The sequence below is a fragment of the Streptomyces tagetis genome (genome assembly GCF_018069565.1).
Lineage (GTDB): Bacteria > Actinomycetota > Actinomycetes > Streptomycetales > Streptomycetaceae > Streptomyces > Streptomyces tagetis.
This window is the reverse complement of sequence record NZ_JAGPNL010000001.1, coordinates 1171657-1195996: the sequence shown is the minus strand read 5'-3', so window position 1 is coordinate 1195996 and position 24340 is coordinate 1171657. Positions and strand designations below refer to the sequence as shown.

Annotated in this window: 23 protein-coding genes; 18 read left to right on the top strand and 5 right to left on the bottom strand. The window is 73.4% G+C overall.

Annotation, left to right across the window (positions count from 1 at the left end):
• The first annotated feature begins 214 nt into the window (after positions 1 to 214).
• Entirely contained in the window at positions 215 to 1372 is a 1158-nt protein-coding gene (locus tag J5Y05_RS05145; protein ID WP_210868534.1) for a Gfo/Idh/MocA family protein, read from the top strand.
• A gap of 38 nt (positions 1373 to 1410) precedes the next feature.
• Here J5Y05_RS05145 and J5Y05_RS05140 read toward each other — a convergent pair whose 3' ends face one another.
• On the bottom strand, positions 1411 to 2442 hold the full coding sequence (locus J5Y05_RS05140; protein WP_210868533.1) for a LacI family DNA-binding transcriptional regulator: 1032 nt from the start codon (positions 2440 to 2442) through the stop codon (positions 1411 to 1413).
• 126 nt (positions 2443 to 2568) lie between these two features.
• On the opposite strand from J5Y05_RS05140, the gene J5Y05_RS05135 reads away from it, so the two are divergent.
• The 3 genes from J5Y05_RS05135 to J5Y05_RS05125 are packed head-to-tail and all read left to right on the top strand — an operon-like array spanning position 2569 to position 5575.
• Entirely contained in the window at positions 2569 to 3726 is a 1158-nt protein-coding gene (locus J5Y05_RS05135; RefSeq protein ID WP_210868532.1) for a phytanoyl-CoA dioxygenase family protein, read from the top strand.
• A gap of 9 nt (positions 3727 to 3735) precedes the next feature.
• Positions 3736 to 4512 (top strand): SDR family oxidoreductase, encoded by a 777-nt coding sequence (locus J5Y05_RS05130; RefSeq protein ID WP_210868531.1) that lies wholly within the window; start codon positions 3736 to 3738, stop codon positions 4510 to 4512.
• 58 nt (positions 4513 to 4570) lie between these two features.
• Entirely contained in the window at positions 4571 to 5575 is a 1005-nt protein-coding gene (locus J5Y05_RS05125; RefSeq protein ID WP_210868530.1) for a Gfo/Idh/MocA family protein, read from the top strand.
• Between the two features lie 82 nt (positions 5576 to 5657).
• Here J5Y05_RS05125 and J5Y05_RS05120 read toward each other — a convergent pair whose 3' ends face one another.
• From J5Y05_RS05120 to J5Y05_RS05105, 4 genes are read right to left on the bottom strand one after another with little or no spacing between them, the layout of a single operon-like run.
• Positions 5658 to 6560, bottom strand: coding sequence for a sugar phosphate isomerase/epimerase family protein (locus J5Y05_RS05120; protein WP_210868529.1), 903 nt, complete (start codon positions 6558 to 6560; stop codon positions 5658 to 5660).
• A 1-nt stretch (position 6561) separates the two neighbouring features.
• Positions 6562 to 7521 carry an ATP-binding cassette domain-containing protein gene (locus J5Y05_RS05115; protein WP_210868528.1) on the bottom strand — a complete coding sequence of 320 codons (960 nt, stop codon included), beginning with the start codon at positions 7519 to 7521 and terminating at the stop codon, positions 6562 to 6564.
• 6 nt (positions 7522 to 7527) lie between these two features.
• Entirely contained in the window at positions 7528 to 8604 is a 1077-nt protein-coding gene (locus J5Y05_RS05110) for an ABC transporter permease (RefSeq protein ID WP_210868527.1), read from the bottom strand.
• Positions 8604 to 9623: a sugar ABC transporter substrate-binding protein gene (locus tag J5Y05_RS05105; protein WP_210868526.1), complete on the bottom strand. Its 1020-nt coding sequence runs from the start codon at positions 9621 to 9623 to the stop codon at positions 8604 to 8606. The genes J5Y05_RS05110 and J5Y05_RS05105 overlap by 1 nt, the downstream gene beginning before the upstream one ends.
• Before the next feature lie 222 nt (positions 9624 to 9845).
• Here J5Y05_RS05105 and iolC point away from each other — a divergent pair, with 222 nt between their 5' ends.
• The 14 genes from iolC (at position 9846) to J5Y05_RS05035 (ending at position 24198) form a co-directional block, all read left to right on the top strand.
• Entirely contained in the window at positions 9846 to 10808 is a 963-nt protein-coding gene (iolC, locus tag J5Y05_RS05100) for a 5-dehydro-2-deoxygluconokinase (protein ID WP_210868525.1), read from the top strand.
• Between the two features lie 13 nt (positions 10809 to 10821).
• Positions 10822 to 11709, top strand: coding sequence for a Cgl0159 family (beta/alpha)8-fold protein (locus J5Y05_RS05095; protein ID WP_210868524.1), 888 nt, complete (start codon positions 10822 to 10824; stop codon positions 11707 to 11709).
• A gap of 148 nt (positions 11710 to 11857) precedes the next feature.
• Positions 11858 to 12745, top strand: a complete 888-nt coding sequence (gene iolB / locus J5Y05_RS05090) for a 5-deoxy-glucuronate isomerase (protein ID WP_210868523.1) — start codon at positions 11858 to 11860, stop codon at positions 12743 to 12745.
• Positions 12746 to 12753: 8 nt separating this feature from the next.
• On the top strand, positions 12754 to 14625 hold the full coding sequence (iolD, locus tag J5Y05_RS05085) for a 3D-(3,5/4)-trihydroxycyclohexane-1,2-dione acylhydrolase (decyclizing) (RefSeq protein WP_210868522.1): 1872 nt from the start codon (positions 12754 to 12756) through the stop codon (positions 14623 to 14625).
• Positions 14626 to 14657: 32 nt separating this feature from the next.
• Positions 14658 to 15443 (top strand): GntR family transcriptional regulator, encoded by a 786-nt coding sequence (locus tag J5Y05_RS05080; protein WP_210868521.1) that lies wholly within the window; start codon positions 14658 to 14660, stop codon positions 15441 to 15443.
• A 74-nt stretch (positions 15444 to 15517) separates the two neighbouring features.
• Positions 15518 to 15946: an ankyrin repeat domain-containing protein gene (locus J5Y05_RS05075; RefSeq protein WP_210868520.1), complete on the top strand. Its 429-nt coding sequence runs from the start codon at positions 15518 to 15520 to the stop codon at positions 15944 to 15946.
• 326 nt (positions 15947 to 16272) lie between these two features.
• The gene (locus J5Y05_RS05070) at positions 16273 to 17694 is read left to right on the top strand and encodes an APC family permease (RefSeq protein WP_210868519.1); all 1422 of its coding nucleotides are present in this window, start codon (positions 16273 to 16275) and stop codon (positions 17692 to 17694) included.
• Positions 17691 to 18386: an SDR family NAD(P)-dependent oxidoreductase gene (locus J5Y05_RS05065; RefSeq protein WP_210868518.1), complete on the top strand. Its 696-nt coding sequence runs from the start codon at positions 17691 to 17693 to the stop codon at positions 18384 to 18386. Before J5Y05_RS05070 ends, J5Y05_RS05065 begins: the two co-directional genes overlap by 4 nt.
• A 2-nt stretch (positions 18387 to 18388) precedes the next feature.
• Entirely contained in the window at positions 18389 to 19132 is a 744-nt protein-coding gene (locus J5Y05_RS05060; protein WP_210868517.1) for an SDR family NAD(P)-dependent oxidoreductase, read from the top strand.
• A gap of 11 nt (positions 19133 to 19143) precedes the next feature.
• A complete protein-coding gene (gene speB / locus J5Y05_RS05055; RefSeq protein WP_210868516.1) occupies positions 19144 to 20097 on the top strand; it encodes an agmatinase in 954 nt (317 codons plus the stop codon).
• Positions 20094 to 20984 carry a polysaccharide deacetylase family protein gene (locus J5Y05_RS05050; protein WP_210868515.1) on the top strand — a complete coding sequence of 297 codons (891 nt, stop codon included), beginning with the start codon at positions 20094 to 20096 and terminating at the stop codon, positions 20982 to 20984. The genes speB and J5Y05_RS05050 overlap by 4 nt, the downstream gene beginning before the upstream one ends.
• Positions 20985 to 21001: 17 nt before the next feature.
• Positions 21002 to 22018: a Rieske 2Fe-2S domain-containing protein gene (locus J5Y05_RS05045; protein ID WP_210868514.1), complete on the top strand. Its 1017-nt coding sequence runs from the start codon at positions 21002 to 21004 to the stop codon at positions 22016 to 22018.
• Positions 22015 to 22959: a PDR/VanB family oxidoreductase gene (locus J5Y05_RS05040; RefSeq protein ID WP_210868513.1), complete on the top strand. Its 945-nt coding sequence runs from the start codon at positions 22015 to 22017 to the stop codon at positions 22957 to 22959. The genes J5Y05_RS05045 and J5Y05_RS05040 overlap by 4 nt, the downstream gene beginning before the upstream one ends.
• 72 nt (positions 22960 to 23031) lie before the next feature.
• Positions 23032 to 24198 (top strand): helix-turn-helix domain-containing protein, encoded by a 1167-nt coding sequence (locus J5Y05_RS05035; RefSeq protein ID WP_210868512.1) that lies wholly within the window; start codon positions 23032 to 23034, stop codon positions 24196 to 24198.
• Positions 24199 to 24340: the final 142 nt, after the last annotated feature.

Here is a 24340-nt window from a genome sequence, read left to right as displayed (position 1 = left end):
GCGGGTGCGTCCTCCCTTGCCGAGTGCCGTCGAACCTAGATCCGGCGCGACAGGATTGTCAACAATATTGTTCACCGAATCGGCGGACCTGGGACCGGGACGCCGGGCGAAGGCGTGGACCCGGCCCATGTCCTGTCAAACGGTTGACAGGACCGGTGGGGGCCGCTCAGGGTGAGCGGGTCAGTGACTGGACCGGTCCGCAGAGGGGCTCTTCATGGTGGATGCGCTGGGCGTCGCCGTCGTCGGTTTCGGCTGGATGGGCCGTGTGCACACCCAGGCGTACGCGCGCGTACGGCACCACTATCCCGGCCTTCCGCTGCGTCCGGAGCTGGTGACGGTGGCCGACGAGGTGCCGGGGCGGGCCGAGGAGGCCGCCGACCGGTTCGGCTTCGCCTCCGCGACCCGCGACTGGCGCGAGGTGGCCGCCGATCCGCGCATCGCGGCCGTCAGCGTCACCGCCCCGAACTTCCTGCACCGCGAGATCGGCGTCACGATGGCCGAGGCCGGCAAGCACCTGTGGATCGAGAAGCCGGTCGGCCTGACCACCGGCGACGCCCACGCGGTCGCCGACGCGGTCGCCGCGGCCGGGGTGCGGGGCGCGGTCGGCTTCAACTACCGCAACGCGCCCGCCGTCGAGGCCGCCCGCGAGCTGATCGCCGCCGGTGACATCGGCACCGTCACGCACGCCCGCTTCCGTTTCTTCAGCGATTACGCGGCCCACCCCGAGGGGGCCCTGACCTGGCGTTACGAGCGCGAGCGCGGCGGCAGCGGAGTCCTGGGCGATCTGGCCTCGCACGGCGCCGACCTGGCCTGGTTCCTGCTCGGCGACATCGCCTCCCTCTGCGCCGACACCGCCGTCTTCGTGCCCGAGCGGGCCCGCCCCGCCTCCGCGACGGCCGGTCACGCCCGCGCGGCGGGCGGCGTGTCGGGCCCGGTGGAGAACGAGGACTACGTCTCCTGCCTGCTGCGCTTCGCCTCCGGCGCCCGCGGGGTCCTGGAGGCGTGCCGGGTCTCGGTCGGCGAGCAGAACAGCTACGGCTTCGAGGTGCACGGCACGCGGGGCGCGGTCTTCTGGGACTTCCGGCGGATGAACGAACTGGGCGTCAGCCGCGGCACCGACTACCAGGACCAGCCCGTCAGCACCGTCCACGTCGGCCCGGGGCACGGCGAGTTCGCCGCGTTCCAGCCGGGCGCCGCCAACGCCATGGGCTACGACGACCTCAAGGTGGTGGAGGCGTACCGCTTCCTGCGCTCGGTCGCCGAGGACATCCCGTACGGGGCCACGCTCGCGGACGCCGTGCGCAGCGCGGCCGTCCTGGACGCGATGGCGCGCTCGGCCGACAGCGGCGCGTGGGAGCGGCCACTGCCCTGACCGCGGCGGCGCACGGTGGAGCGCCGCCCCCGCGTCCGTCACCCCGCCGGGGCGGGCGGCAGGTTGTGGGGCGTGACGACCTGGATGGCGGAGGCCGGCGCGGGGCCGGCGGGCGGCAGGGCGTCGTGGGCCCGCATCACCGTGTGGCACGCCTCGCGCAGATCGTGCCGCAGGTCGTGGTGGAGGACGGCGGAGAGCCGGTGCTCGCGCAGCAGGCGGGTGTTGTCCTGGTCGAGGTCGTGCGCGACGAAGACGGCGCACGGGCGCCCGAGGTCCGCGAAGGCGCGGAGCGTGGCGATGTTCCCGCCGCCCATCGAGTAGACGGCGCGGATCTCCGGGTCGCGTTCCAGCGCCGAGCGCACCAGGTCGTACTGGGTGGCGTCCAGGCCCTGGCCCTCGGCGATCTCGACGAGGGCGCGCTCGGGGTGGTGGGCCCGCATGACGGCGCGGAAGCCCATCTCCCGTTCCTCCTCGTTGCGGAAGAAGCCGCTGCTGAGGCTGGTCAGCACATGGCCGGGCCGCTCCCCCAGCCACTGCCCGACGAGGTAGGCGGCGGTCGCGCCGGCCGCCCGGTTGTCGATGCCGACGTAGGCGAGGCGGGTGCTGGCGGGCAGGTCGGTGGCGAGCGTGACCACGGGGACGCCCGCCGCCGTCAGCCGGCCCACCGCGTCGGCCACCTCGGGGACGTCCGGGGCCTTGAGGATCACGCCCTGGGAACCGCGCCGGGCGATCCGGTCCAGGACGGCGGTCAGCTCCCGGACGGGGCCGGTCTCGCGGAAGTGGTAGCGGGAGCGGAGGACGGCGGGGCGCAGCGCGGGGAGTTCGGCCTCCAGGGCGGCGCGTACGGCGGTGGAGAAGCGGTCCGGCGCCTGCATCACGATGTCGATCATGAAGGTGCGGCCGACCAGCCGGACCTGGGTGCGCTGGCGGTCGAGGTCGGTGATGGCCCGGCGGACCTCGTGTGCGGTGCTCTCGCGGACTCCGCCGCGGCCGTTGAGGACCCGGTCGACGGTGGCCTCGCTCAGCCCGGCCTGACGTGCGATCTCCCTGATCGGGAAGGGGTGGCCCATCACCGGCTCCTTCCGCTCCCCAGAGTGTTCCTGAGGGGTTTTTGATGGATGCCTGCTGGTTGTTCGCAGCGTTTGTCCGGACAAGAATGACAGCATCCCGTCGGCCCTGTCACCGAAAGGACGACGATGTCCTCGCCTTCCGTCTCCGCCCGCCGCGCCTGGCTCTGCGCCCGCGACTGCGACCTCGACGCCTTCCGCGCCCTCGTCGAGCGGCCCACCGACCCGGCCGCCCACCCGCTCGCCTCGTCCATCGAGCAGAACGTCCCCGTCTACGAGGCGGCCGGGCTGCGCGAGCGCCCCGGGGCGGCGGACGAGCTGGTCCACGCCCTGGCCGACGGTCCCGGCATCGTCGTGCTGCGGGGCGCCTTCCCGGACCCGGACGTCGTCGACCGGGCCACCGCCGTGTTCGACGCCCTGATCGCCGCCCAGCGCGCCTCGGGCACCGCGGCCGGCGACCACTTCGCCGCGCCCGGCGCCAACGACCGGGTGTGGAACGCGCTGGAGAAGGCGGCGCTGCACGATCCGGAGGCGTTCGCCGACTACTACGCCAACGACGCCCTCGCCCTCGTCTCCACGGCCTGGCTCGGCCCCGGCTACCAGGTCACCTCGCAGGTCAACGTGGTCAACCCGGGCGGCGCCGCGCAGACCCCGCACCGCGACTACCACCTCGGTTTCCTCTCCGACGAGGTGGCCGCCGCCTACCCGGCGCACGTGCACCGCCTCTCCCCCGCGCTCACCCTCCAGGGCGCGGTCGCGCACCGCGACATGCCCGTGGAGTCGGGTCCGACGATGTACCTGCCGCACTCGCAGAAGTTCGAGGCGGGCTATCTGGCCTGGCGGCGGCCGGAGTTCCGGGAGTACTTCGCGGAGCGCCACGTCCAACTGCCGCTGGCCAAGGGCGACGCGGTCTTCTTCAACCCGGCGCTCTTCCACGGCGCCGGCACCAACCGGTCCGCCGACGTGCGGCGCATGGCCAACCTGCTCCAGGTCTCCTCGGCCTTCGGCCGGGCGATGGAGCGCGTGGACCGGGAGGCGGTGGTGAACGCCGTCTACCCGGTGCTGCTGCGCCGCCGCGCCCAGGGCGCCGACGCACGCGCGCTGGAGAACGTGGTCGCCGCGAGCGCCGAGGGCTATCCCTTCCCCACCGATCTGGACACCGACCCGCCGGTCGACGGGCTCGCCCCGGCCTCCCAGGCGGACCTGGTGCGGCGGGCGCTGCGCGAGGAGTGGGCGCCGGACGCCCTGCGCGAGGCGCTGCGCGGCGGCGTACGGCGCAGGGGCTGAGGGGCGCTCGTGGGACTCCTGGACGGGAAGATCGTCCTCGTCAACGGCGGCACCCAGGGCGTCGGCGCCGCCGTCGCGCGGGCCGCGGTACGCGAGGGGGCGGCCGTGGCCGTCACCGGCCGGCGCCCGGAGCCCGGCGAGGCGCTGGTGGCCGAGCTGACGGCAGCGGGCGGCGAGGCGGTGTACGTACACGCCGACCTCGCGCGGGCCGAGGCGGCGCGGGACGCCGTGGCCCGGGTCGTGGCGGTCCACGGCCGCGTCGACTGCCTGGTGAACGCGGCCGGCCTGACCTCTCGGGGCACGCTGCTGGACACCACCCCCGAGCTGTTCGACCGGCACATCGCGGTCAACCTGCGGGCGCCGTTCTTCGCCATGCAGGCGGCGGTCGCGGACATGGTGCGCCGCGAGGCGCCGGGCACGATCGTCAACGTCATCACCTCCTCGGCGCACGGCGGGCAGCCGTTCCTGGCCCCGTACGTCGCCGCGAAGGCCGGTCTCACGGGGCTGACCCGCAACGCCGCGCACGCGCACCGCTGGGACCGGGTGCGGATCAACGGCCTGAACATCGGCTGGACGGCGACCGAGGGCGAGGACGCGACCCAGCGCGCCTTCCACGGGGCCGGGGACGACTGGCGCGAGCGGGCCGCCGAGCGGCTGCCGATGGGCCGGCTGGGCCGTCCCGACGAGATCGCCGACTTCGTGGTCCTGCTGCTCTCGGACCGGTCCGGAGTCGTCACCGGCTCGGTGATCGACTGGGACCAGAACGTCCTGGGAGGACTCGACTGACCACGCCGCCGCCCGCCGGACCGTCCGGCGGCGATTCCACACGAGGAGCAGCATCCGCATGCGTATCGGCATTCTCGGCCTCGGCCGCATCGGCGCCTTCCACGCCGAGACCCTCTCCGCACTCGACACCGTCGGCTCGCTCGTCGTCGCCGACCCGCTCATGGACGCCGCCAAGGCCGCGGCGGAGCGGTTCGGCGCCGAGGTGGCGGACTCGCCCGAGGCGGTGCTCTCCGCCGGGGTGGACGCGGTGGTGATCGCCGCCGCGACCGACGCCCATCCGGGCCTGATCCGCGCCGCGGTCGAGGCGGGGGTGCCGGTCTTCTGCGAGAAGCCCGTCGCCCGCACCATGGCGGAGGGCGTCGAGGTGCTCCGGGTGACCGAGGGCGGCGGGGTGCCGGTGCAGATCGGCTACCAGCGCCGTTTCGACCCCGGTTTCACGGCGGCGCGGGAGGCGGTGCGCGCGGGCACGCTGGGCCCGCTGCACACCGTACGGGCGGTCACGCTCGACCCGGCGCCGCCGCCGGCCGCGTACGTCGCCGCCTCGGGCGGCATCTTCCGGGACTGCTCGGTGCACGACTTCGACGTCATCCGCTGGGTGACCGGCCGCGAGGTGCGCGAGGTGTACGCCGTCGGCGGCAACCGGGGCGCCGCCCACATCCGTCAGGCCGGGGACGCGGACACCGTGGGCGCGGTGCTCACCCTGGACGACGGCACCCTCGCCGTGGTCTCCAACAGCCGCCACAACGCCCGGGGTTACGACGTGCGGATGGAACTGCACGGCTTCGCGGACTCCATCGCGGTGGGGCTGGAGGACCGGCTGCCGCTGCGTTCGGTGGAGCCCGGGGCGCGGTTCCCGGCGGGGGTGCCGCACGACTTCTTCATGGACCGCTTCGCCGCCGCCTACCGCGCCGAGCTGACCGCGTTCACCGAGGTCGCCGCCGGCACCCGCCCCTCGCCGTGCACCGTCGCGGACGCCCTGGAGGCGGGGTGGATCGCCGAGGCGTGCGCGCTGTCGCTGCGCGAGCACCGCCCGGTCGCCCTCGCGGAGGTCCGCACGGCCTGACCGGCGCCCCCACGCGCACGACACGGCCCCGGCGGTTCCTCCGCCGGGGCCGTGTCGGTGCCGGGTGCGCTCCGGGCCGGGTTCAGGCGCCGCAGGAGCGCAGGAAGCGGCGGGTGCGGACGGCGATGGGGAGGGGCTTGTCCGGCTCGCAGGGGTACATGTCCTGCTCCACGATGGCGAACAGGTCCACGCCGAGCCGCTGCGCCGCCGTGAGCACCGGCCCCAGCTCCGGTACGCCGCCCGGGGGTTCGCACATCACCCCGCGCTGCACGGCGGGCCCGAACGGCACGCCCTCGGCGCGGACGCCGGCGAGGATCTCCGGGTCGACCTGCTTGAGGTGGAGGTAGCCGATGCGCTCCCCGTAGGTCTCGATCAGCTTGACGCTGTCCCCGCCGCAGTAGGCGTAGTGACCGGTGTCCAGGCAGAGGGAGACCAGGCCGGAGTCGGTGGAGTCGAGGAAGCGTTCGACGTGCTCCTCGGTGTCGATGTGGGTGTCGGCGTGCGGGTGGACGACGATGTCCAGCCCGTACGTCTCCTTCACCCGGCGGCCGAGCCGTTCCATGCCCGTGGTCAGGTCGCCCCACTGCTCGCGGGTCAGCTCCGGCGGCTCCAGGATCTCGGCGGTCTTGTCGTCGCGCCAGAAGGACGGGATGACGACGAGGTACCCGGCGTCCATGGCCCGGGTGAGGGAGGCGACGCGGGAGACCTGCTCCCAGGTGGCGTCCCACTCGGAGGGGCCGCGGTGCAGTCCGCAGAAGATCGTGCCGGCGGAGACCCGCAGGCCGCGCCGGGCCACCTCGTCGGCGAGCCGGGCCGGGTCGGTGGGCAGGTAGCCGTAGGGGCCGAGTTCGATCCACTCGTAGCCGGCCTCGGAGACCTCGTCCAGGAAGCGTTCCCAGGGGACTTGCCGGGGGTCGTCGGGGAACCAGACGCCCCAGGAGTCGGGGGCCGAGCCGACGCGGATGCGGTCCAGGGCAGGGGGCATGTCAGGGCTTCCCTTCGGCGTTCGTGGACGCGGCGGAGGCGGCGGGGGCCGCGGACTCGGGGGCACCGTCCCCGGCGGGCGCGGACACCTCCCCCGCTTCCGGGAGCGCGGCGACGTCGACGCCGCCGACCTGGGCCAGTTCGTGCTTGAGCGCGGCGAGTTCGGCGCCGCCCGCCATGTGGTTGGTCAGCTCTTCGAGAGTGATGCGGTCCCGGGGGGCGCTCAGTTCGAGGGTGCCCAGGCGCAGCACGCTGAAGTGGTCGCCGACCAGGTAGGCGTGGTGCGGGTTGTGGGTGATGAAGATGACGCCGAGTCCGCGTTCACGGGCGGCGGCGATGTACTTGAGGACCACGCCGGACTGCTTGACGCCGAGGGCGGCGGTGGGCTCGTCGAGGATGAGGACGCGGGCGCCGAAGTAGACGGCGCGGGCGATGGCCACGCACTGGCGCTGTCCGCCGGAGAGCGTGCCGATGGGCTGTTCCAGGTCGTCCAGGACGATGCCCATGTTGCGCAGTTCCTCGTCGGCCGTCCGCTTCATGCGGGCGATGTCGAGGCGGCGTACGGGCCAGGGGCCCTTGGTCATCTCGGAGCCGAGGAAGAAGTTGCGCCACACCGGCATCAGCGGCACCGTCGCCAGGTCCTGGTAGACGGTGGCGATGCCGCGGGCGAGGGCGTCGCGGGGGCTGGAGAAGCGCACCGGCTCGCCGTCGACGAGGAACTCGCCCTCGGTGTGCTGGTGGAGCCCGGAGATGATCTTGATGAGGGTGGACTTGCCGGCCCCGTTGTCGCCGAGGACGCAGGTCACCCGGGAGGGGTGGACGGCGAGGTCGACCCCGTGCAGGGCCCGGACGTTGCCGTAGGACTTGCCGGCGGCGCGCAGCTCGACGAGGGGCGGGGCGTCCTCCCCGGACCCGGGTGACGGGTGGACGGCCGTCCGGCCGCCGGGGGTGGTGCTGGTCATTTCCGATCACCTCCGGGTCGCCGCGCGGCGGACCCACAGATTGATGAGGACGGCTCCGAGGAGCATCACACCGAGGAACGCCTTGAACCAGTCGGGGTTCCAGCCGGCGTAGACGATGCCCTGGTTCACCATGCCGAACATGAAGGCGCCGAAGACCGGGCCGATGGCCGAGCCGTAGCCGCCGGTCAGCAGGCAGCCGCCGATCACCGCCGCGGCGATGTAGATCAGCTCCTGGCCGACGCCCTCGCCGGACTGCACGGTGTTGAAGGAGAAGAGCTGGTGCATGCCGACGAACCAGGCGCCGAAGCCGACCAGCATGAACAGCGTGATCTTGGTGAAGGTGACGGGGACGCCGACCGCGCGGGCGGACTCGCGGCTGCCGCCGACGGCGAAGATCCAGTTGCCGTACTTGGTGCGCAGCAGCACCCAGGTGGCGAGCGCGGCGAAGACCAGCCACCACACGACGGTGATCTTCACCTGGACGCCGCCGAGGTCGAAGGAGGAGGCGAAGAACGCCTTGGCCTGGGCGAAGCCCTCCATGTCGCTGATGTCGTCGGTGGCAACGTTGCCGGTGACCAGTTTGGTGACCGCGAGGTTCACTCCCTGGAGGATCAGGAAGGTCCCGAGCGTCACCAGGAAACTGGGCAGTCCGGTGCGTACGAGCACCCAGCCGTTGAAGGCGCCGACGCCGAGGGAGACGGCGAGGGCGACGATCACCCCGGCCCACACGTTCATGGTCAGTTGGTAGCTGAGCATGCTCGCGGTCAGGGCCGAGGTGACGACGGCGACGCCGGCCGACAGGTCGAACTCGCCGCCGATCATCAGCAGCGCGACCGGCAGCGCCATGATGCCGATGGTCGACGCCTGGTAGAGCACGGTCGCCATCGAGCCGCCCTGGCGGACCGCGGGCGCGGCGAACAGGAAGAAGACGAAGACGGCGACGGCGCCGAGGAAGACCCCGACCTCGGGCCGGGCGAGCAGACGCACCGGCAGCGAGCGCTGCCTGGTGCGTCCGTCGGACTGCCCCGGGCCGGGAGCCGGCGGTGGGGTCACCGCCGGCTCGGCCTGTCGGGTCACGCTCATCACCGGGTGCCCTTCGCGGCGAACTCGGCGACGGCCTTCACGTTGGACTTGTCGACGAAGGCCGGACCGGTCAGCACCGGCTGCTCGCCGCCGCCGCTGTAGTTGCCGTTGTTCTTGTGCAGCCACAGGCCGTCGACGGCCAGGTAGCCCTGGAGGTAGGGCTGCTGGTCGACGGCGAACTCGATCTCGTCCTTCTCGATGGCGCCGGTCAGGTCCTTGTTGAGGTCGAAGGTGGCGATCTTCGCCTTGCTGCCGGCGTCGGCGACCGACTGCACGGCCGTCATGGCGAAGGGGGCGCCGAGCGTGACGACGTGGTCGATGCCGCTGTCCTGCTTGAGCTTGGCGATGATCGTCGACTTCACGGACGGCATGTCGGTGCCGTTGACGTAGAGGGTGTCGAGCGTGCCGCGGAAGGTCTTCTTCGCCCCGTCACAGCGCTGGGTGAGACCCACGTTGCCCTGTTCGTGGATGACGCAGACGGCCTTCTTGGAGCCGACGTCGTTCAGCTTCTTGCCGAACGCCTCGCCGGCCACGCTCTCGTCCTGGCCGAAGAACTCCAGCAGTCCGAGGTCCTGCCAGTCCCCGAGGCCGGAGTTGAGGCCGACCACGGGTATGCCGGCCTGGCCGGCCTTGGCGAGGACCCCCTTGAGGGCGTCCGGCTTGGCGAGGGTCACCGCTATGCCGTCGACCTTCTGGTCGATGGCGTTCTGCACCAGGTTGGCCTGGTTGCCGGCGTTGGGGTCGGCGGAGTAGACCAGCTTGATGTTGTCCTTGGCGGCGGCGGCCTCGGCGCCCTTGCGGACGATGTCCCAGAAGGTGTCACCCGGCCCCTGGTGGGTGACGAGGGCGACCGTCATCCGGGGGGTGTCCGCCGTGCCGGCGGCGGAAGTGGAGCCTCCTTCCTCGGACTTCTTCCCGCCCGAACTGCTGGAGCAGCCCGCGAGGGTCAGTGCGGCGGCCGCGAACACGGCCACTGCGGGGGCGATTCGGCGGGAGCGGGGGTGCGACGAGCGGACCATCTTTCCTGTACCTCACTGTGCGACGGGAGACCGTGTGCCAGGGGAAAAAGGCTGTTGCGCTGGGACCGGATACAAGCCCTTGAGGCGCCCGCTGTCAATACTTTGTCAAGACATCACTTCACTAGCATGTCCTTATGTAACTACAAACTATTGACAGGGTCGGCCCCGGGGTCCTACACCTGAGAGGCGGCAGGCCCCCGCCCAGCCTCAGGAGCGTCGCACATGACCGAGTCAGCGCAGCATTTCGATCTGATCACGATGGGTCGCATCGGGGTTGATCTCTACCCTTTGCAGACAGGAGTCCCCCTCTCCCAGGTGGAGACCTTCGGCAAGTTCCTCGGCGGCTCGGCCGCGAACGTGGCCGTGGCCGCCGCCCGCCTCGGCCGCACCACGGCCGTCATCACCCGGACGGGCGACGACCCCTTCGGCACGTATCTCCACCAGGCCCTCAAGGAGTTCGGCGTGGACGACCGCTGGGTCACCCCGGTCGACGGCCTGCCGACCCCGGTCACCTTCTGCGAGATCTTCCCGCCGGACGACTTCCCGCTCTACTTCTACCGCCGTCCCAAGGCCCCCGACCTGGAGATCCACGCCGAGGAGCTGGACCTCGCCGCGATCGCCGCGGCCCGCGTCTTCTGGATCACCGGCACCGGCCTCTGCGAGGAGCCGAGCCGCGGCGCGACGCTCGCCGCCCTCGCCCACCGCGCCCGCGCCGGCACCACCGTCTTCGACCTGGACTGGCGGCCCATGTTCTGGAAGGACCCGGACCAGGCCCGCCCGTACTACGCCGAGGCGCTGCGCCACGCGACCGTCGCGGTCGGCAACCTCGACGAGTGCGAGATCGCCACCGGCGTACGCGAACCCCGCGCCTGCGCCGAGGCCCTGCTCGCGGCCGGCGTGGAACTGGCCGTCGTCAAACAGGGCCCCCGGGGCGTCCTCGCCGTGCACCGCGACGGGACGTCGGCCGAGGTGCCGCCGGTGCCGGTCGAGGTGGTCAACGGCCTCGGCGCGGGCGACGCGTTCGGCGGCTCGCTCTGCCACGGACTCCTCTCCGGCTGGGACCTGGAGCGCACCATGCGCTCCGCCAACGCGGCCGGCGCGCTCGTCGCCTCCCGCCTCGCCTGCTCCTCCGCCATGCCCACACCGGCCGAGATCGACGACCTCCTCGCGCGTGCCACTCCCTGAACGGAGCCCCTTCGTGTCCCTCAGCATCCCCGACCTCACCGCGGTCCGCGTCCGGCATCCGGAGGCGATCGCCGAGGCCGCCGCCCGCCGGGTGCGCCGCCCGCTGATCGGCGACTCCGGCCGCCTGATGATCGTCGCCGCCGACCACCCGGCGCGGGGCTCGCTCGGCGTCGGCGACCGCCGGCTCGCCATGGCCAACCGGGCCGACCTGCTGGAACGCCTGTGCACCGCGCTGTCGCGGCCCGGCGTCGACGGGGTGCTCGCCACCGCCGACGTGCTGGAGGACCTGCTGCTGCTCGGGGCGCTGGAGAACAAGGTCGTCATGGGCTCGATGAACCGCGGCGGACTCGCGGGCGCCGCCTTCGAGATGGACGACCGCTTCACCGGCCACCGCGCCGAGGACATCGCCCGGCTCCGCTTCGACGCGGGCAAGCTGCTGCTGCGCATCGACTACGAGGACCCGGGCTCGCTCGCCACGCTGGAGTCCTCGGCGCGGGCGGTCGACGCGATGGCCGAGCGCCGACTGCCGGTCTTCGTCGAGCCGTTCATCGCCCGCCGCACCGGGGGCGCGGTCCGCAACGACCTGTCCGCGGAGGCGGTGACCCGGTCCATCGCCGTCGCCTCCGGGCTCGGCGGCACCTCCGCCTACACCTGGCTGAAACTGCCCGTCACCGAGGACCCGGAGGACATGGGCGAGGTCCTGGAGACGTCGACGCTGCCGGCCGTGCTGCTCGGCGGCGACATAGGCGGCGGCCCCGGCGGGCAGGCCGCCGCCTACGAACGCTGGCGCAAGGCGCTGCGGCTGCCCACCGTGCAGGGCATGGTCGTCGGCCGCTCCCTGCTCTACCCGGCCGAGGGCACGGTGGAGGAGGCGGTGGACACGGCGGTCGGGCTGCTGTGAGGGACGTACCCGGGGCGGGGGCCCCGGCCCCGGTCCGGCCCGGTGCCGGGGTTCACCGGAGCGGCGTACGGCCGGAGCCCGCCGGGCGGGCCCGGCGGCGCGGCCGGGGAAGAGACACCACGCAGGCATACGAGAAAGACGGAGCGAGATGACCCACCACCTTCCGGCGGGCCGGGCGGCGAGCGGCGCCTACGCCGTCGACGTGACACCGGAGCGGGCCGGCTGGAGCCACTCCAGCCTGCGCGTGCTCCATCTGGAGCCCGGCGGCGAACACACCTTCCACAGCGGCGACAGCGAGTGGATCGTCCTCCCGCTGACCGGCGGCTGCACCGTCGCCACCACCGGCGTCGACGGCCCCGCCGACTTCGAACTCACCGGCCGGACGAGCGTGTTCGAGGGCGTCACGGACTTCGCGTACGTGCCGCGCGACGCCCGGACCACCGTGACCTCGGCCGACGGCGGCCGGTTCGCGCTCACCGGGGCCCGCTGCGACCGCCGCCTGCCCGCGCGGTACGTGCCCGCCAGGGCCGTACCGGTGGAGCTGCGCGGCACCGGCTCCTGCTCCCGGCAGGTCAACAACTTCGCCGCCGCCGGCGTCTTCGAGTGCGACAAGCTCATCGCGGTCGAGGTGATCACGCCGGGCGGCAACTGGTCCTCCTTCCCGCCGCACAAGCACGACGAGCACCGCCCCGGCGAGGAGTCCGTGCTGGAGGAGGTCTACTACTTCGAGTTCGCCGCCCACGACGGCATCCCCGGCCTCGGCTACCAGCGGGTCTCCCCCTCCGGCCAGGGCCGGGGCACGGACGTGCTGGCCGAGGTGCGCGACGGGGACGTCGTCCTCATCCCCGACGGCTGGCACGGGCCGTCGATGGCCGTACCCGGCCACCACATGTACTACCTCAACGTCATGGCCGGCCCCGAGACCGAACGCGCCTGGCTGATCTGCGACCACCCCGACCACGCCTGGGTCCGCGAGACGTGGCCCGAGCAGCCGGTCGACCCCCGCCTCCCCCTCTACTCCCCGCCGTCCCCGTGAGGTCCCCCATGCCCGAGCCCACCCACCGGCTGACCACCGCCCAGGCCCTGGTGCGCTTCCTCGCCGCCCAGTACACCGAGCGCGACGGCGTACGCCACCGGCTGATCACCGGCACCTGGGGCATCTTCGGCCACGGCAACGTGGCCGGACTCGGCCAGGCCCTCGTCGAGTACGCCGACCTGATGCCGTTCCACCAGGGCCGCAACGAACAGGCCATGGTGCACGCGGCCGTCGGCCACGCCCGCCAGCTCAACCGGCTCTCCGCGCAGGCGGTCACGACGTCCATCGGCCCCGGCGCCACCAACCTCGTCACCGGCGCCGCCCTCGCCACCATCAACCGCCTCCCGGTCCTGCTGCTGCCCGGCGACTACTTCGCCTCCCACGCCGCCGACCCGCTCCTCCAGCAACTGGAGCACCCCGGCGCGGGCGACGTCTCCGTCAACGACACCCTGCGGCCGGTCTCCCGGTACTTCGACCGCGTCACCCGCCCCGAGGCGCTGATCGCCTCCGCGCTCCAGGCCGTCCGGGTCCTCACCGACCCGGCCGAGACCGGCGCCGTCACCCTCGCCCTCCCGCAGGACGTGCAGGCCGAGGCGTACGACTGGCCGCGGGAGTTCTTCGCCGAGCGCGTCTGGCGCGTACGGCGCCCCGAACCGGACCCGGCGGAACTGGCCGACGCGGTCCGGGCGATCCGGGCCGCGGAGCGCCCCCTGATCGTCGCGGGCGGCGGCGTCCACCACAGCGAGGCGGAGGAGGCGCTGCGGGCGCTGGTGGACGCCACCGGCATCCCGGTCGCCTCCACCCAGGCCGGCAAGGGCTCCCTGCGCCACGACCACCCGGCCGACCTGGGCGGCATCGGCCACACCGGCACCGCCGTCAGCGACGACCTGGCGCGCACCGCCGACCTCGTGATCGGCGTCGGCACCCGGTACACCGACTTCACCACCGCCTCCGGCACCCTCTTCCAGCACCCCGGGGTGCGGTTCCTCAACCTCAACATCACCGCCTTCGACGCCCACAAGCTCGCCGCCCGCACCCTGGTCTGCGACGCGCGGGCGGGCCTGACCGCGCTCGCCCGGGAGCTGTCCGGGCACCGGGTGGCGCCCGCGTACGCCGAGGAGTACCGGGCCGGCAAGGAGCGCTGGGACGCGGTGGCCGAGGCCGCCCTGCGCGCCGGCGACGACGGCGCGGTGCCGACCCAGACGCAGGTGCTCGGCGCGCTGGACGAGGTGGTCGGCGACGAGGACGTGGTGATCAACGCGGCCGGCTCGCTCCCCGGCGACCTGCACAAGCTGTGGCGGGCCCGCTCCCCGCGCCAGTACCACCTGGAGTACGGCTACTCCTGCATGGGCTACGAGATCCCGGCCGCGCTCGGCGTGCAGCAGGCCGCGCCCGGCACCCCCGTGTGGGCGCTGGTCGGCGACGGCACGTACCTGATGAACCCGACCGAGATCGTCACCGCGGTCCAGGAGGAACTGCCGGTGAAGATGGTCCTGATCCAGAACCACGGCTACGCCTCCATCGGCGGCCTCTCCGAGGCGGTCGGCGCCGAACGCTTCGGCACCGACTACCGCCACCGCTCGGGCGACGGCGGCTTCACCGGAGCCCCGCTCCCCGTCGACCTCGCCGCCAACGCGGCCAGCCTCGGGATGACGGTGCTGCGCGCCCGGACCACCGGCGAACTGCGCGCGGCGCTGCGCGAGGCCCGAGCGATGGACCGTCCGGTGTGCGTGTACGTCGAGACCGACCCGGCGCCGACGGCCCCGCCGGCCGAGGCGTGGTGGGACGTGCCGGTGGCCGAGGTCTCCGCCCGCGAGGCCGCGACCGGGGCCCGCGCGCGCTACGAGCGGGCGGTCGCGGACCGCCGCCGCCACCTCTGAGTCCCCGTCCGTTCCCAGTGGGAGGTACGTCCATGGCGAAGAACGGCGGCTCCGCACGCGCCGCGACCGCCCCCGCGCTCGGCTCGCTCGACTTCACCCTGGACCGGGCGAGCCCGGTGCCGCTCTACCACCAGCTCGCCCGGCAACTGGAGGACGCCATCGAACGCGGCATCCTCGCCCCGGGCAACCTCCTGGGCAACGAGGTCGACCTGTCGGTGCGGCTCGGCCTGTCCCGGCCGACCGTCCGCCAGGCCATCCAGTCCCTGGTCGACAAGGGGCTCCTGGTGCGCCGCCGCGGGGTGGGCACCCAGGTGGTGCACAGCCGGGTCCGCCGCCCGCTGGAACTGAGCAGCCTCTACGACGACCTGGAGGCGGCCGGGCAGGCCCCGGCGACGCGACTGGTGCGGCAGGAGTCCGTACCGGCACCGGCCGGGCCGGCGGCGGCCCTCGGGCTCGCGGAGGGCACGGAGGTGACGGTGCTGGAGCGGCTGCGCCTGACCCACGGCCGGCCGGTGGCGCTGCTCTGCAACTACCTGCCGTCCGGCCTGCTCGACGCGGAAGACACCCGGCTGGAGTCGACCGGTCTCTACCGGCTGCTGCGCGCGGCCGGCATCACCCTGCACAGCGCCCGCCAGACCGTCGGCGCCCGCTCGGCCACCCGCGAGGAGGGCAGACGCCTCGACGAGAAGGAGGGCGCGGCCCTGCTGACGATGCGCCGCACGGCCTACGACGTCACGGGCCGTCCGGTGGAGTACGGCACCCACGTCTACCGCGCCTCGCTCTACTCCTTCGACTTCGAACTCCTCGTCAGACCCTGACCCGGCGGCCTGGCCCCGGCCCGCTCCGGTCCGGTCCGGTCCGGAGCTGACCGGGGCACCGGTAGTCTCGGCGCGTGAACAGACGGCGGCGCGAGAAGCTGTCGGCGCGGCTCGTGTCGGCCGCGCTGCTCGGCGAGTCCGCCCGGGTCCGCGCGCTGCTGCGGTCCGGCGCCCCGGCCGAGACGGCGGACGCGGACGGCACGACGCCGCTCTACCAGGCGGCGGTGCAGGGGGACGCGGAGACCGTCCGGCTCCTGCTGGCGGCGGGCGCCTCGCCCGACACCGAGAGCGGCACCGGCTCCGAGGGCCTCCCCCCGTGCGGGGCCGCCTGCTGGGGGTACACCGAGGCCGTACGCGCCCTGCTCGACCACGGCGCCGACCCTCGCCGGCGGGAGGACCACGGCACGGGGCTGACCGCCCTCGAATGGGCCGACAAGGGCCCCCACCCGGAGACCGCCGCCCTCCTGCGCGCGGCGCTGCGCGCCCCCCACGGCGCAGGCTGACGGCCGGACCCACCGCACCGCACCGTCCCCCGCCGAACGCCGGGACCCGCTGTCCCGCCCCCACCCGGCGAGCCCCCGCCCCGCGGCCCGCGGTTGAACCGTCGGTTCCGGATGGCCCGTGCCCCGCCGCTTTCCGCAAGACGTCGCCCCCCGAGAGTGGGCCCGCCCACAACCCCGGCACGTCCCCGCTGTGCGTTCCCACCGGTTGCCGCCCCGGCCGTTGTTATGGCCGGAAAAGGCTGCTGATAATCCCCGGAAATTGCACGGAGGTGGAGATGCCAGGAAACGGAAGCGACGCTCCGAGAGCGTTGCGCCGGGAATTCACGATGTGGTCGTCGTTCGCGTTCGCGTTCGCCTTCATTTCACCCATCGTCGCCATGTACGGAATCTACGGGCTGTCGCTGTCCACGGCGGGCCCGGGATTCTGGTGGACGTTCGTGGCCGTCGGCTGCGGTCAGCTCCTCGTCGCCCTCGCCTTCGCCGAACTGGTCTCCCGCTGGCCCCTGGAGGGGTCCGTGTACCAGTGGAGCAGACGGCTGTTCAACGACGCGGTCGGCTGGATGGCCGGCTGGGTCTACATGTGGGCGCTGGTCATCATCATGGCGACGGTCGCCTACGCCGGGGCCGGTTTCGTGGCCCAGGCCGCCGGGCTGGACTCGCCGACGGCCGTGCAGCAGAGCCTGATCGCGGCCGGGGTGCTGATGCTCGGCTCGTTCGCCAACGTGCGGGGCCGGGGGCTGCTCAAGGCGCTGATGATGGCGAGCATCGCCGCCGAGATCGTCGGTTCCGTGGGCCTCGGTGTCTATCTGCTGCTCTTCCACCGCCACCAGGATTTCAGCGTGCTGTTCCACGGCGCCGATCTCACCTCGGGCTGGTCGATGTCGTACCTCGTGGGGCCGTTCCTCGCGGCGCTCGCGTTCACCGGCTGGTCGCTGCTCGGATTCGAGAGCGCGGGCGCGATAGCCGAGGAGGTCAAGGACCCCAGGCGCAGCGTTCCCAAGGCCATGATCTTCTCCATTCTGTTCATCGCCTTCGTCATCGCCTTCGCCTCCCTTTCGGTGACCCTGGCCGTTCCCGACTTCGACGCCATCACCTCCGGTGAGGTCGGCGACCCGGTCTACTACGTGCTGGAGAGCGCGCTCGGCCCGGCGGCGGTGCGGCCGGTGCTGCTGATGTTCGTGATCGGCTTCCTCGCCAGTTTCCTCGCGCTCCAGGCGTCGGCGTCCCGGGTGATCTGGTCCTTCGCCCGCGACAACGCGCTGCCCGCCTCGCGCCACCTGTCCCGGCTGACCGTCTCCCAGGCGCAGCCCGTCGTCGCCATCCTGGTGACCGCCGTGGTGGGCATGTTCGTCTACCTGGTCTCCGCGACCGACATCTACTCGGTCCTGGTCACCTTCACCGCGGGCGGCTACTACCTGGCCTTCCTCTTCCCGCTGGTCGGCAGCGTCATCGCGCGGCTCACCGGCCGCTGGACGCCCGGTCCCTGGAACCTCGGCCGGTTCGGCACCCCGGTGGCGGTGCTCGCCGCGCTCTGGGCCGGTTTCGAGTTCACCAACATCGTCTGGCCGCGCACCGTCTCCGAGCACTGGTACCTCAACTGGGCCTTCTTCGTGGCGATGGGCGCCCTCGTCGTGGCCGGCGTGTTCGTCCTGCGCTCGCGCCGGGACCGGATGACCCTCAGCGACGACGACGGACCCGCCGAACAGGCCGAGCAGGACGACACCGACCCGGAGAGGCAGCCCGTATGAGCACCCGGACCTCCATCGTCACCGGCGCCGCGAGCGGCATCGGCGCCGCCGTCGCCCACCGGCTGCGCGAACGGGGCTGGACCGTCGCCTCCATCGCCCTGGAGCCCGCGGCCGACGCCGACCACTCCGCGGTCGCCGACGTGTCCGACCCGCGGGCCATGGCCGACGCCCTCGCCGGGATCGATCGGGCCCTCGGCCCGGTGCACGCCGCGGTGGCCTGCGCCGGCCACTACGAGGAGATCCCCGCCCTGGAGATCAGCCCCGAGCGCTGGCACCGGATGCTCCGGGTCCACGTCGGCGGGCTGCTCCACCTGGCGCAGGGGACGCTTCCCCGGATGACGGAGCGCGGTTCGGGCCGCTTCGTCGGCATCGCCTCCGAGCGCGCCGTCGGCGGCGGGCACAACGACGCCCACTACGCGGCGGCGAAGGCGGCGGCGCTGAGCCTGCTGCGCAGCGTCGCCGCCGAGGTGGCCGGCACGGGGGTGCTGGTCAACGCCGTGGCCCCCGGCCCCTGCGACACGCCGCTGCTGCCGGCCGACTCCTGGGAGCGGCGGGAGGAGTACGTGTCCGGGCTGCCGGCCGGCCGGATCGCGCAGCCCTTCGAGGTGGCCGAACTGGTCCGGCACCTGGTCGAGGACGACGTCCACACCCACGGCGAGGTACTGCCGGTCAACAGCGGGACGGTGATCTGACGATGTCCACCACACGAGCCGCCCTCGTCACGGGCGTCGACACGGAACTGGGCGCGGCGGTGGCCCGCCGGCTCGGCGCCGACGGCGTCCGGGTCGTCGGCCACCACCGCCCGGGGTCCGCCCCCGGGGACACCGGGCCCCTGGAGGGGACGGTGTCCGCCGCCCCCGCGGACCCGGACGCGGTCCGGGACGCCGTCGGGCGGGCCGCCGGCCTCCTCGGCCGCCTGGACGTCCTCGCCGTCTGCCACGCCCGGCCGCACCGGGCGCCGCTCACCGCCCTCGGGCCCGAGGAGTTCTGGGCGCACGTCGACGACACCCTCACCGGTTCGTTCCTCTTCGCCGGTGCCGCCGCCCCGTACCTGGCCCGCGACGGGGGCGGCCGGATCGTGCTGACCGCGTCGATGTGGCACGTGGGCGGGCCGGGACTCGCGGCGGTCGCCACGGCAGCCGGGGGGATCGTCGCGCTCACCAAGACCCTCACCCGCGATCTCGGCCCGCTCGGCGTCGGGGTCAACGCGGTCATCCCCGGACTGGTCGACGGGGAGTGGCTGGAGTGCGACGCGGCCGGGCTCGGCACGGACACCGCGACGCTCCGCGAGCATCCGGGCCGGTCCGTGCCCACCGGCCGGCTCGGCACCCCCGACCAGGTCGCGGCCACCGTCGCGGTCCTGGCCGACGGGCGGCTCGCGGCGGCCGTCGGCCAGAGCATCAACGTCAACGGCGGACACCTCCGCACCCGAACCTAGGAAGCAGACACGTGACCACCTCGTCTCCCGTCCCACCCGAGGACCCCACCGTCCTGCCCAGGTACGCCGGCTGGTCCACCTTCGCCCGCCTGCCCCGGCTGGAGGACGTCGGCCACGCCGACATCGCCGTGGTCGGGGTGCCCTTCGACAGTGCCGTCACCTACCGTCCCGGCGCCCGGTTCGGCCCCTCCGCCATCCGCTCGGCGTCCCGGCTGATCCGCGGCTACAACCCGGCGCTGAACGTCAAGCCGTTCGAGGTGTGCCAGGCCGCCGACGCCGGCGACGTGCCGTGCAACCCGTTCGACATCGGGGCCGCGATCAGCCAGATCGAGGAGTCGCTGACCCGGCTGGCCACGGCCGGGACCCGGCTGGTCGTCCTCGGCGGCGACCACTCGGTGGCCCTGCCGGCGCTGCGCGCGGTGCACGCGGTGCACGGGCCGGTCGCCCTCGTCCACTTCGACGCCCACCTGGACACCTGGGACGCGTACTACGGCGCGGAGCTGACCCACGGCACCCCCTTCCGCCGCGCCTTCGAGGAGAACCTGCTGCTGCCGGAGCGCAGTTGCCACATCGGCATCCGCGGCTCGGTCTACGACCCGGCCGACTTCGCGGACGACGAACGGCTCGGTTTCACCACCGTGCACTGCCGGGACATCGAGACGCACGGCATCGGCCCGGTCATCGAGCGCGTCCACCGCAGGGTCGGCGACGCCCCGGTCTACGTCTCGGTCGACATCGACGTCCTCGACCCGGCCCACGCCCCCGGCACCGGCACCCCCGAGGCCGGCGGCATGACCAGCCGGGAGCTGCTCCAGGTGATCCGCAGCCTGTCCGGTCTCACCGTCGTCGGCGCCGACGTCGTCGAGGTCTCCCCGGCCTACGACCACGCCGAGATCACGGCGGTGGCCGCGGCCAACGTCACCTGGGAATTCCTCTCCCTCTACGCGAAGGCGGTCGGCTCATGACGGAGATCACCCCGGCGGTTCCGGTCACCTGGCCGGGCGGCGCGCGCTGCGCGGTGGCGTTCACGTTCGACGTGGACGCCGAGTCCCCCCTGCTGTCCACCGACCCGTCCCTCGCCGACCGGATGGGCGTCATGTCCCACCAGGCGTATGGGCCGCTGGTCGGGGTGCCCCGGCTGCTGGACATCCTGGACGGCCTCCAGGTGCCCGCCACCTTCTTCGTGCCCGGGTACACGGCGCACCGCCACCCCGGCGCGGTACGGGCGGTCGCCGACGGCGGTCACGACATCGCCCACCACGGCTATCTGCACGAATCGCTGGTCGGGGTGGACGAGCGGACCGAACGCGACTACCTGGAACGCGGGCTGGAAGCGCTGGAGTCGCTGACCGGCCGCCGCCCGTCCGGCTACCGGGCCCCGATGTGGGAGATGAACTGGCGCACCCCGGGCCTGCTGCACGAATACGGCTTCCTCTACGACTCCACGCTCATGGACGCCGACCACCCCTACGAACTGGCGGTCGGTACCGACGGCCGGTCCCTGGTGGAGCTGCCGGTGAGCTGGGCGCTGGACGACTGGCAGCAGTACTGCTTCGTACCCGGCTTCTCCGGCACCGGCCTGATCGAGACGCCGGCCAAGGCGATCGAGCTGTGGGAGGCCGAACTGGACGCGATGCGCGCCTGCGGCGGCCTGTGGATTCTCACCAACCACCCCTTCCTCAGCGGCCGGCCCGGCCGCGCCGCGGCCCTGCGCGACTTCATCGCCCGGGTCCGCGAGCACGACGACGTATGGATCGCCGGACTCGACGAGATCGCCCGGCACGTCCGGGCCCAGGGGCTCGCCCCCCGTTCGCTCACCCGGCCGCGGCCCGCGGCCGAAGACCACGCCTGAACAGGAGAGCCATCCAGATGAGCACCACCACGTACGATCCCGAGACGCTGCGCGAGGCCTACCGGCACGTGTGGTTCGTGGTCGCCCGTTCCGAGGACATCGGCACCCCGCAGCCGGCCCAGCTCCTCGACCAGCCGCTCGTCGTCTTCCGGGCGGAGGACGGCACCCCGCACGTGCTGGACCGGCGCTGCGTCCACCGCGGCGCGGACCTGTCCATGGGCAAGGTCATCGGCTCCTCGGTGCAGTGCCCGTACCACGGCTGGCGGTTCGACGGGGCGAGCGGCGGCTGCTCGCACATCCCGTCCCTGGCCGGCGAGAGCCGCATACCGCCGAAGGCGGCGGTGCGCAGCTACCCGGCCGTGGAGCGGTTCGGCCATGTGTGGACCTGTCTCGGGGACCCGGTCTTCGACCTGCCGCACCCGCCGGAGATCGCCGACCTCACCCTGGAGTGGCGGGCTGCCCAGCCCATCCCGGCCAAGTGCGGCTTCATGGCGGCGACGGAGAACTTCCGCGACATGGCCCACTTCCCGTTCGTCCACGAGGAGTCGATGGGCGAGGTGAACCCGGTCGTGCCCGACCTGACCGTCGAGCGCGAGGGCCGGGAGGTGCGGGCCTCGTACCACTACCCGCGGGTGCCCGGCGCCGACTTCTCCAGCGCGGGCGACTCCTGGATGCACTACCACTCCTACGCGCCCGGCATCGCCACGATCCTGTACGACTTCGGGCCGGAGATCGGCAAGCGGTACCTGATGGACTTCCCCTCGCCCGTCTCCTACGACGAGTGCGTGATCTACTGGGCGGTCGCCACCGACCAGGACTTCACCGGCGGCAGCGCGGACGAGATCCTCGCCCTGGAGACGGTCGTCTTCAACGAGGACACCCCGATCCTGGAGGGGCTGCGCCCGCACGAGGTGCCGCTCGCGGACCAGGCCATGGAGGTGTCCTGCCCGGCAGACATCTACACGCTCAACTACCGGCGGGCCACCAAGTTCGCCGTGGACACCATCCTCAAGACCCGGAGGCCAGGCCCGTGAGACTGCGTCTGACCTCGGTCCGCTACGAGGCCGATCAGATCGTCTCCCTGGAGTTCGCCGATCCCACGGGGGCGCCCCTGCCCCCGTGGGGCCCCGGCGCCCACCTGGAGATCCGGCTCCCGTCCGGTCTGATCCGGCACTACTCGCTGTGCGGCGATCCGGCCCGCGCCGACCGCTACCGGGTGGCCGTCCTCCGGGTGGCCGCCGGGCGCGGCGGCTCCCGCGAGATCCACGACACCCTGCGGGTGGGCACGGTGCTGGAGGTGTCCGCGCCGCGCGACACCTTCGCGCTGGCCGAGGCCGATCACCACCTGCTGATCGCGGGCGGTATCGGCGTCACCCCGATCCTGACCATGGCCGAACACCTCGCCGCGCGCGGCCACCCCTCGTGGCGGCTGGTGTACGGGGGCCGCAGCCGGGACGCCATGGCCTTCGGGGACCGGGTGGCCCGGCTCCCCGAGGGCCGGGCCGAGGTGGTCTGCCAGGACGAGCGCGGGCTGCCCGACCTGGAGACCGCGGTCGCGGAGCTGCCCGACGGCGCGCACGTCTACTGCTGCGGACCCGCGCCGATGATCGAGAACGCGACGGGGCTGTGCGCCCGCCGGCCGGACCTGGTGCTGCACACCGAGCGGTTCGCGGCGGCGCCGGCCCGCCCGGCCGCGACGGAGGACGGCGCCTTCGAGGTGGAGCTGGCCGAGAGCGGCCAGGTGCTGAAGGTGCCGGCGGACCGCAGCGTCCTCGACGTGGTCCGCGAGGTCCTGCCGGACGTCGCCTACTCGTGCGAGAGCGGGTTCTGCGGCACCTGCGAGACCGGACTGGTCTCCGGGGCCGCCGAGCACCGCGACGACCTCCTCACGGAGGCGGAACGCGACGCCCAGCGGTCCATGATGATCTGCGTCTCCCGGGCCCGACCCGGCGAGCGCCTCGTCCTGCGCCTCTGACCCCGGGTCGGCGGCATGTGCCAGACTGGTCGGCCCCACGGGTCGTCGAGGCCCTGGCCAGGGAGAACGAACATGGTTGTGCCGCCACCCGAGGGGGCCGGGAACACGCCTCCGGTATCCGACACCGCCCATGCCGGACTGGTCACGCTGCGGGACCTGGTCGGCGAACGGTCGCTCGGCATGCGCACCAGCGTCGGCCCCGCCGACCTGGACCGGCCCGTCCACTACCTGTACCCGACCGAGCTGCACGACCCGAGCCCGTACCTCCAGGGCCACGAGCTGATCCTCACCGTCGGCATGCCCGTCCTCGCCGCGGACGACATCGGCGGCTACGTACGGCTGCTGCGCCGCAGCCGGGTCACCGCGCTCGGCCTCGGCCTGGGCGAGCACTTCGCCGAGCCGCCCCCGGCCCTCCTCGACGCCTGCCGGCGGGCGTCCCTGCCGCTGGTGACGATCGAGGCCGGCAAGCCGTTCCGCACCCTGGTGGACTGGGTGAGCAACTGGCGGGAGGCCGAACGCGAACGGGACCTGCGCGAACGCGAGCTGGGCGCGCTGCTGAAGTGGTGCGCCTCGGGCACCCTCGGCGTCCGGCCCACCGAGGAGCTGCTCGCCCGGGGCGGGCTGGAGGGCACCGCGGTCCTGGTGGCCGCGTTCTCCCGGGAGGCCCACGAGCGGGTGCACCGGGACGCCCTGGAGACCGGCGCGGCGGTCGGCGTCTTCGACGACGTCGTCATGGCGCTCACCGCGCACACCGACACGGCGGTGCACCGTATCCGCGCCACCGACCTGAACTGCGGCATCTCCGTCGCCCCCGACGCGGGCGCGCTCAGCCGCGCCGTCCCCGAGGCGCTGGAGGCGCTGCGGGCGGCCCGGGGCGGCGCGCGGCTGGTCCACGCCCGGGACATCAACACCCTGGAGGCCCTGCTCGCCTCCGTCCCGAGCCTGCGGCTGGTGCCGTTCGTCCAGCACTTCGTCGTCCCGCTGGTGGAGTACGACGGAACCCACCGCACGCAGCTCGTGGCGACGCTGGACGCGTTCCTGGAGCACAACGCCAATCCGGCGGCAGCCGCCTCGACGCTGTACGTCCACGTCAACACCCTCCGCAACCGGCTGCTGAAGATCGGCGAGATCACGGGCGCCGACCCGTACCTGGAGGAGAACCGGATCGGCTACCGCATCGGCCTGTGGTCGGCCAAGCGCATGGGCCACACCGGCTTCGACCCCCGCCCGGGTCTCTGACGGCGCTCCGGGCACCCCCGTGGGCGGCGCCCCGGGCGACCCCGTCTACCGTCGACGGCGTGAGCACGACGCGGCCGGGCGGGCTCCTCCGGCCGGCCCGGACGCCGAGGGTCACCGTCCCACCGCCGTCCACCCTCACCCG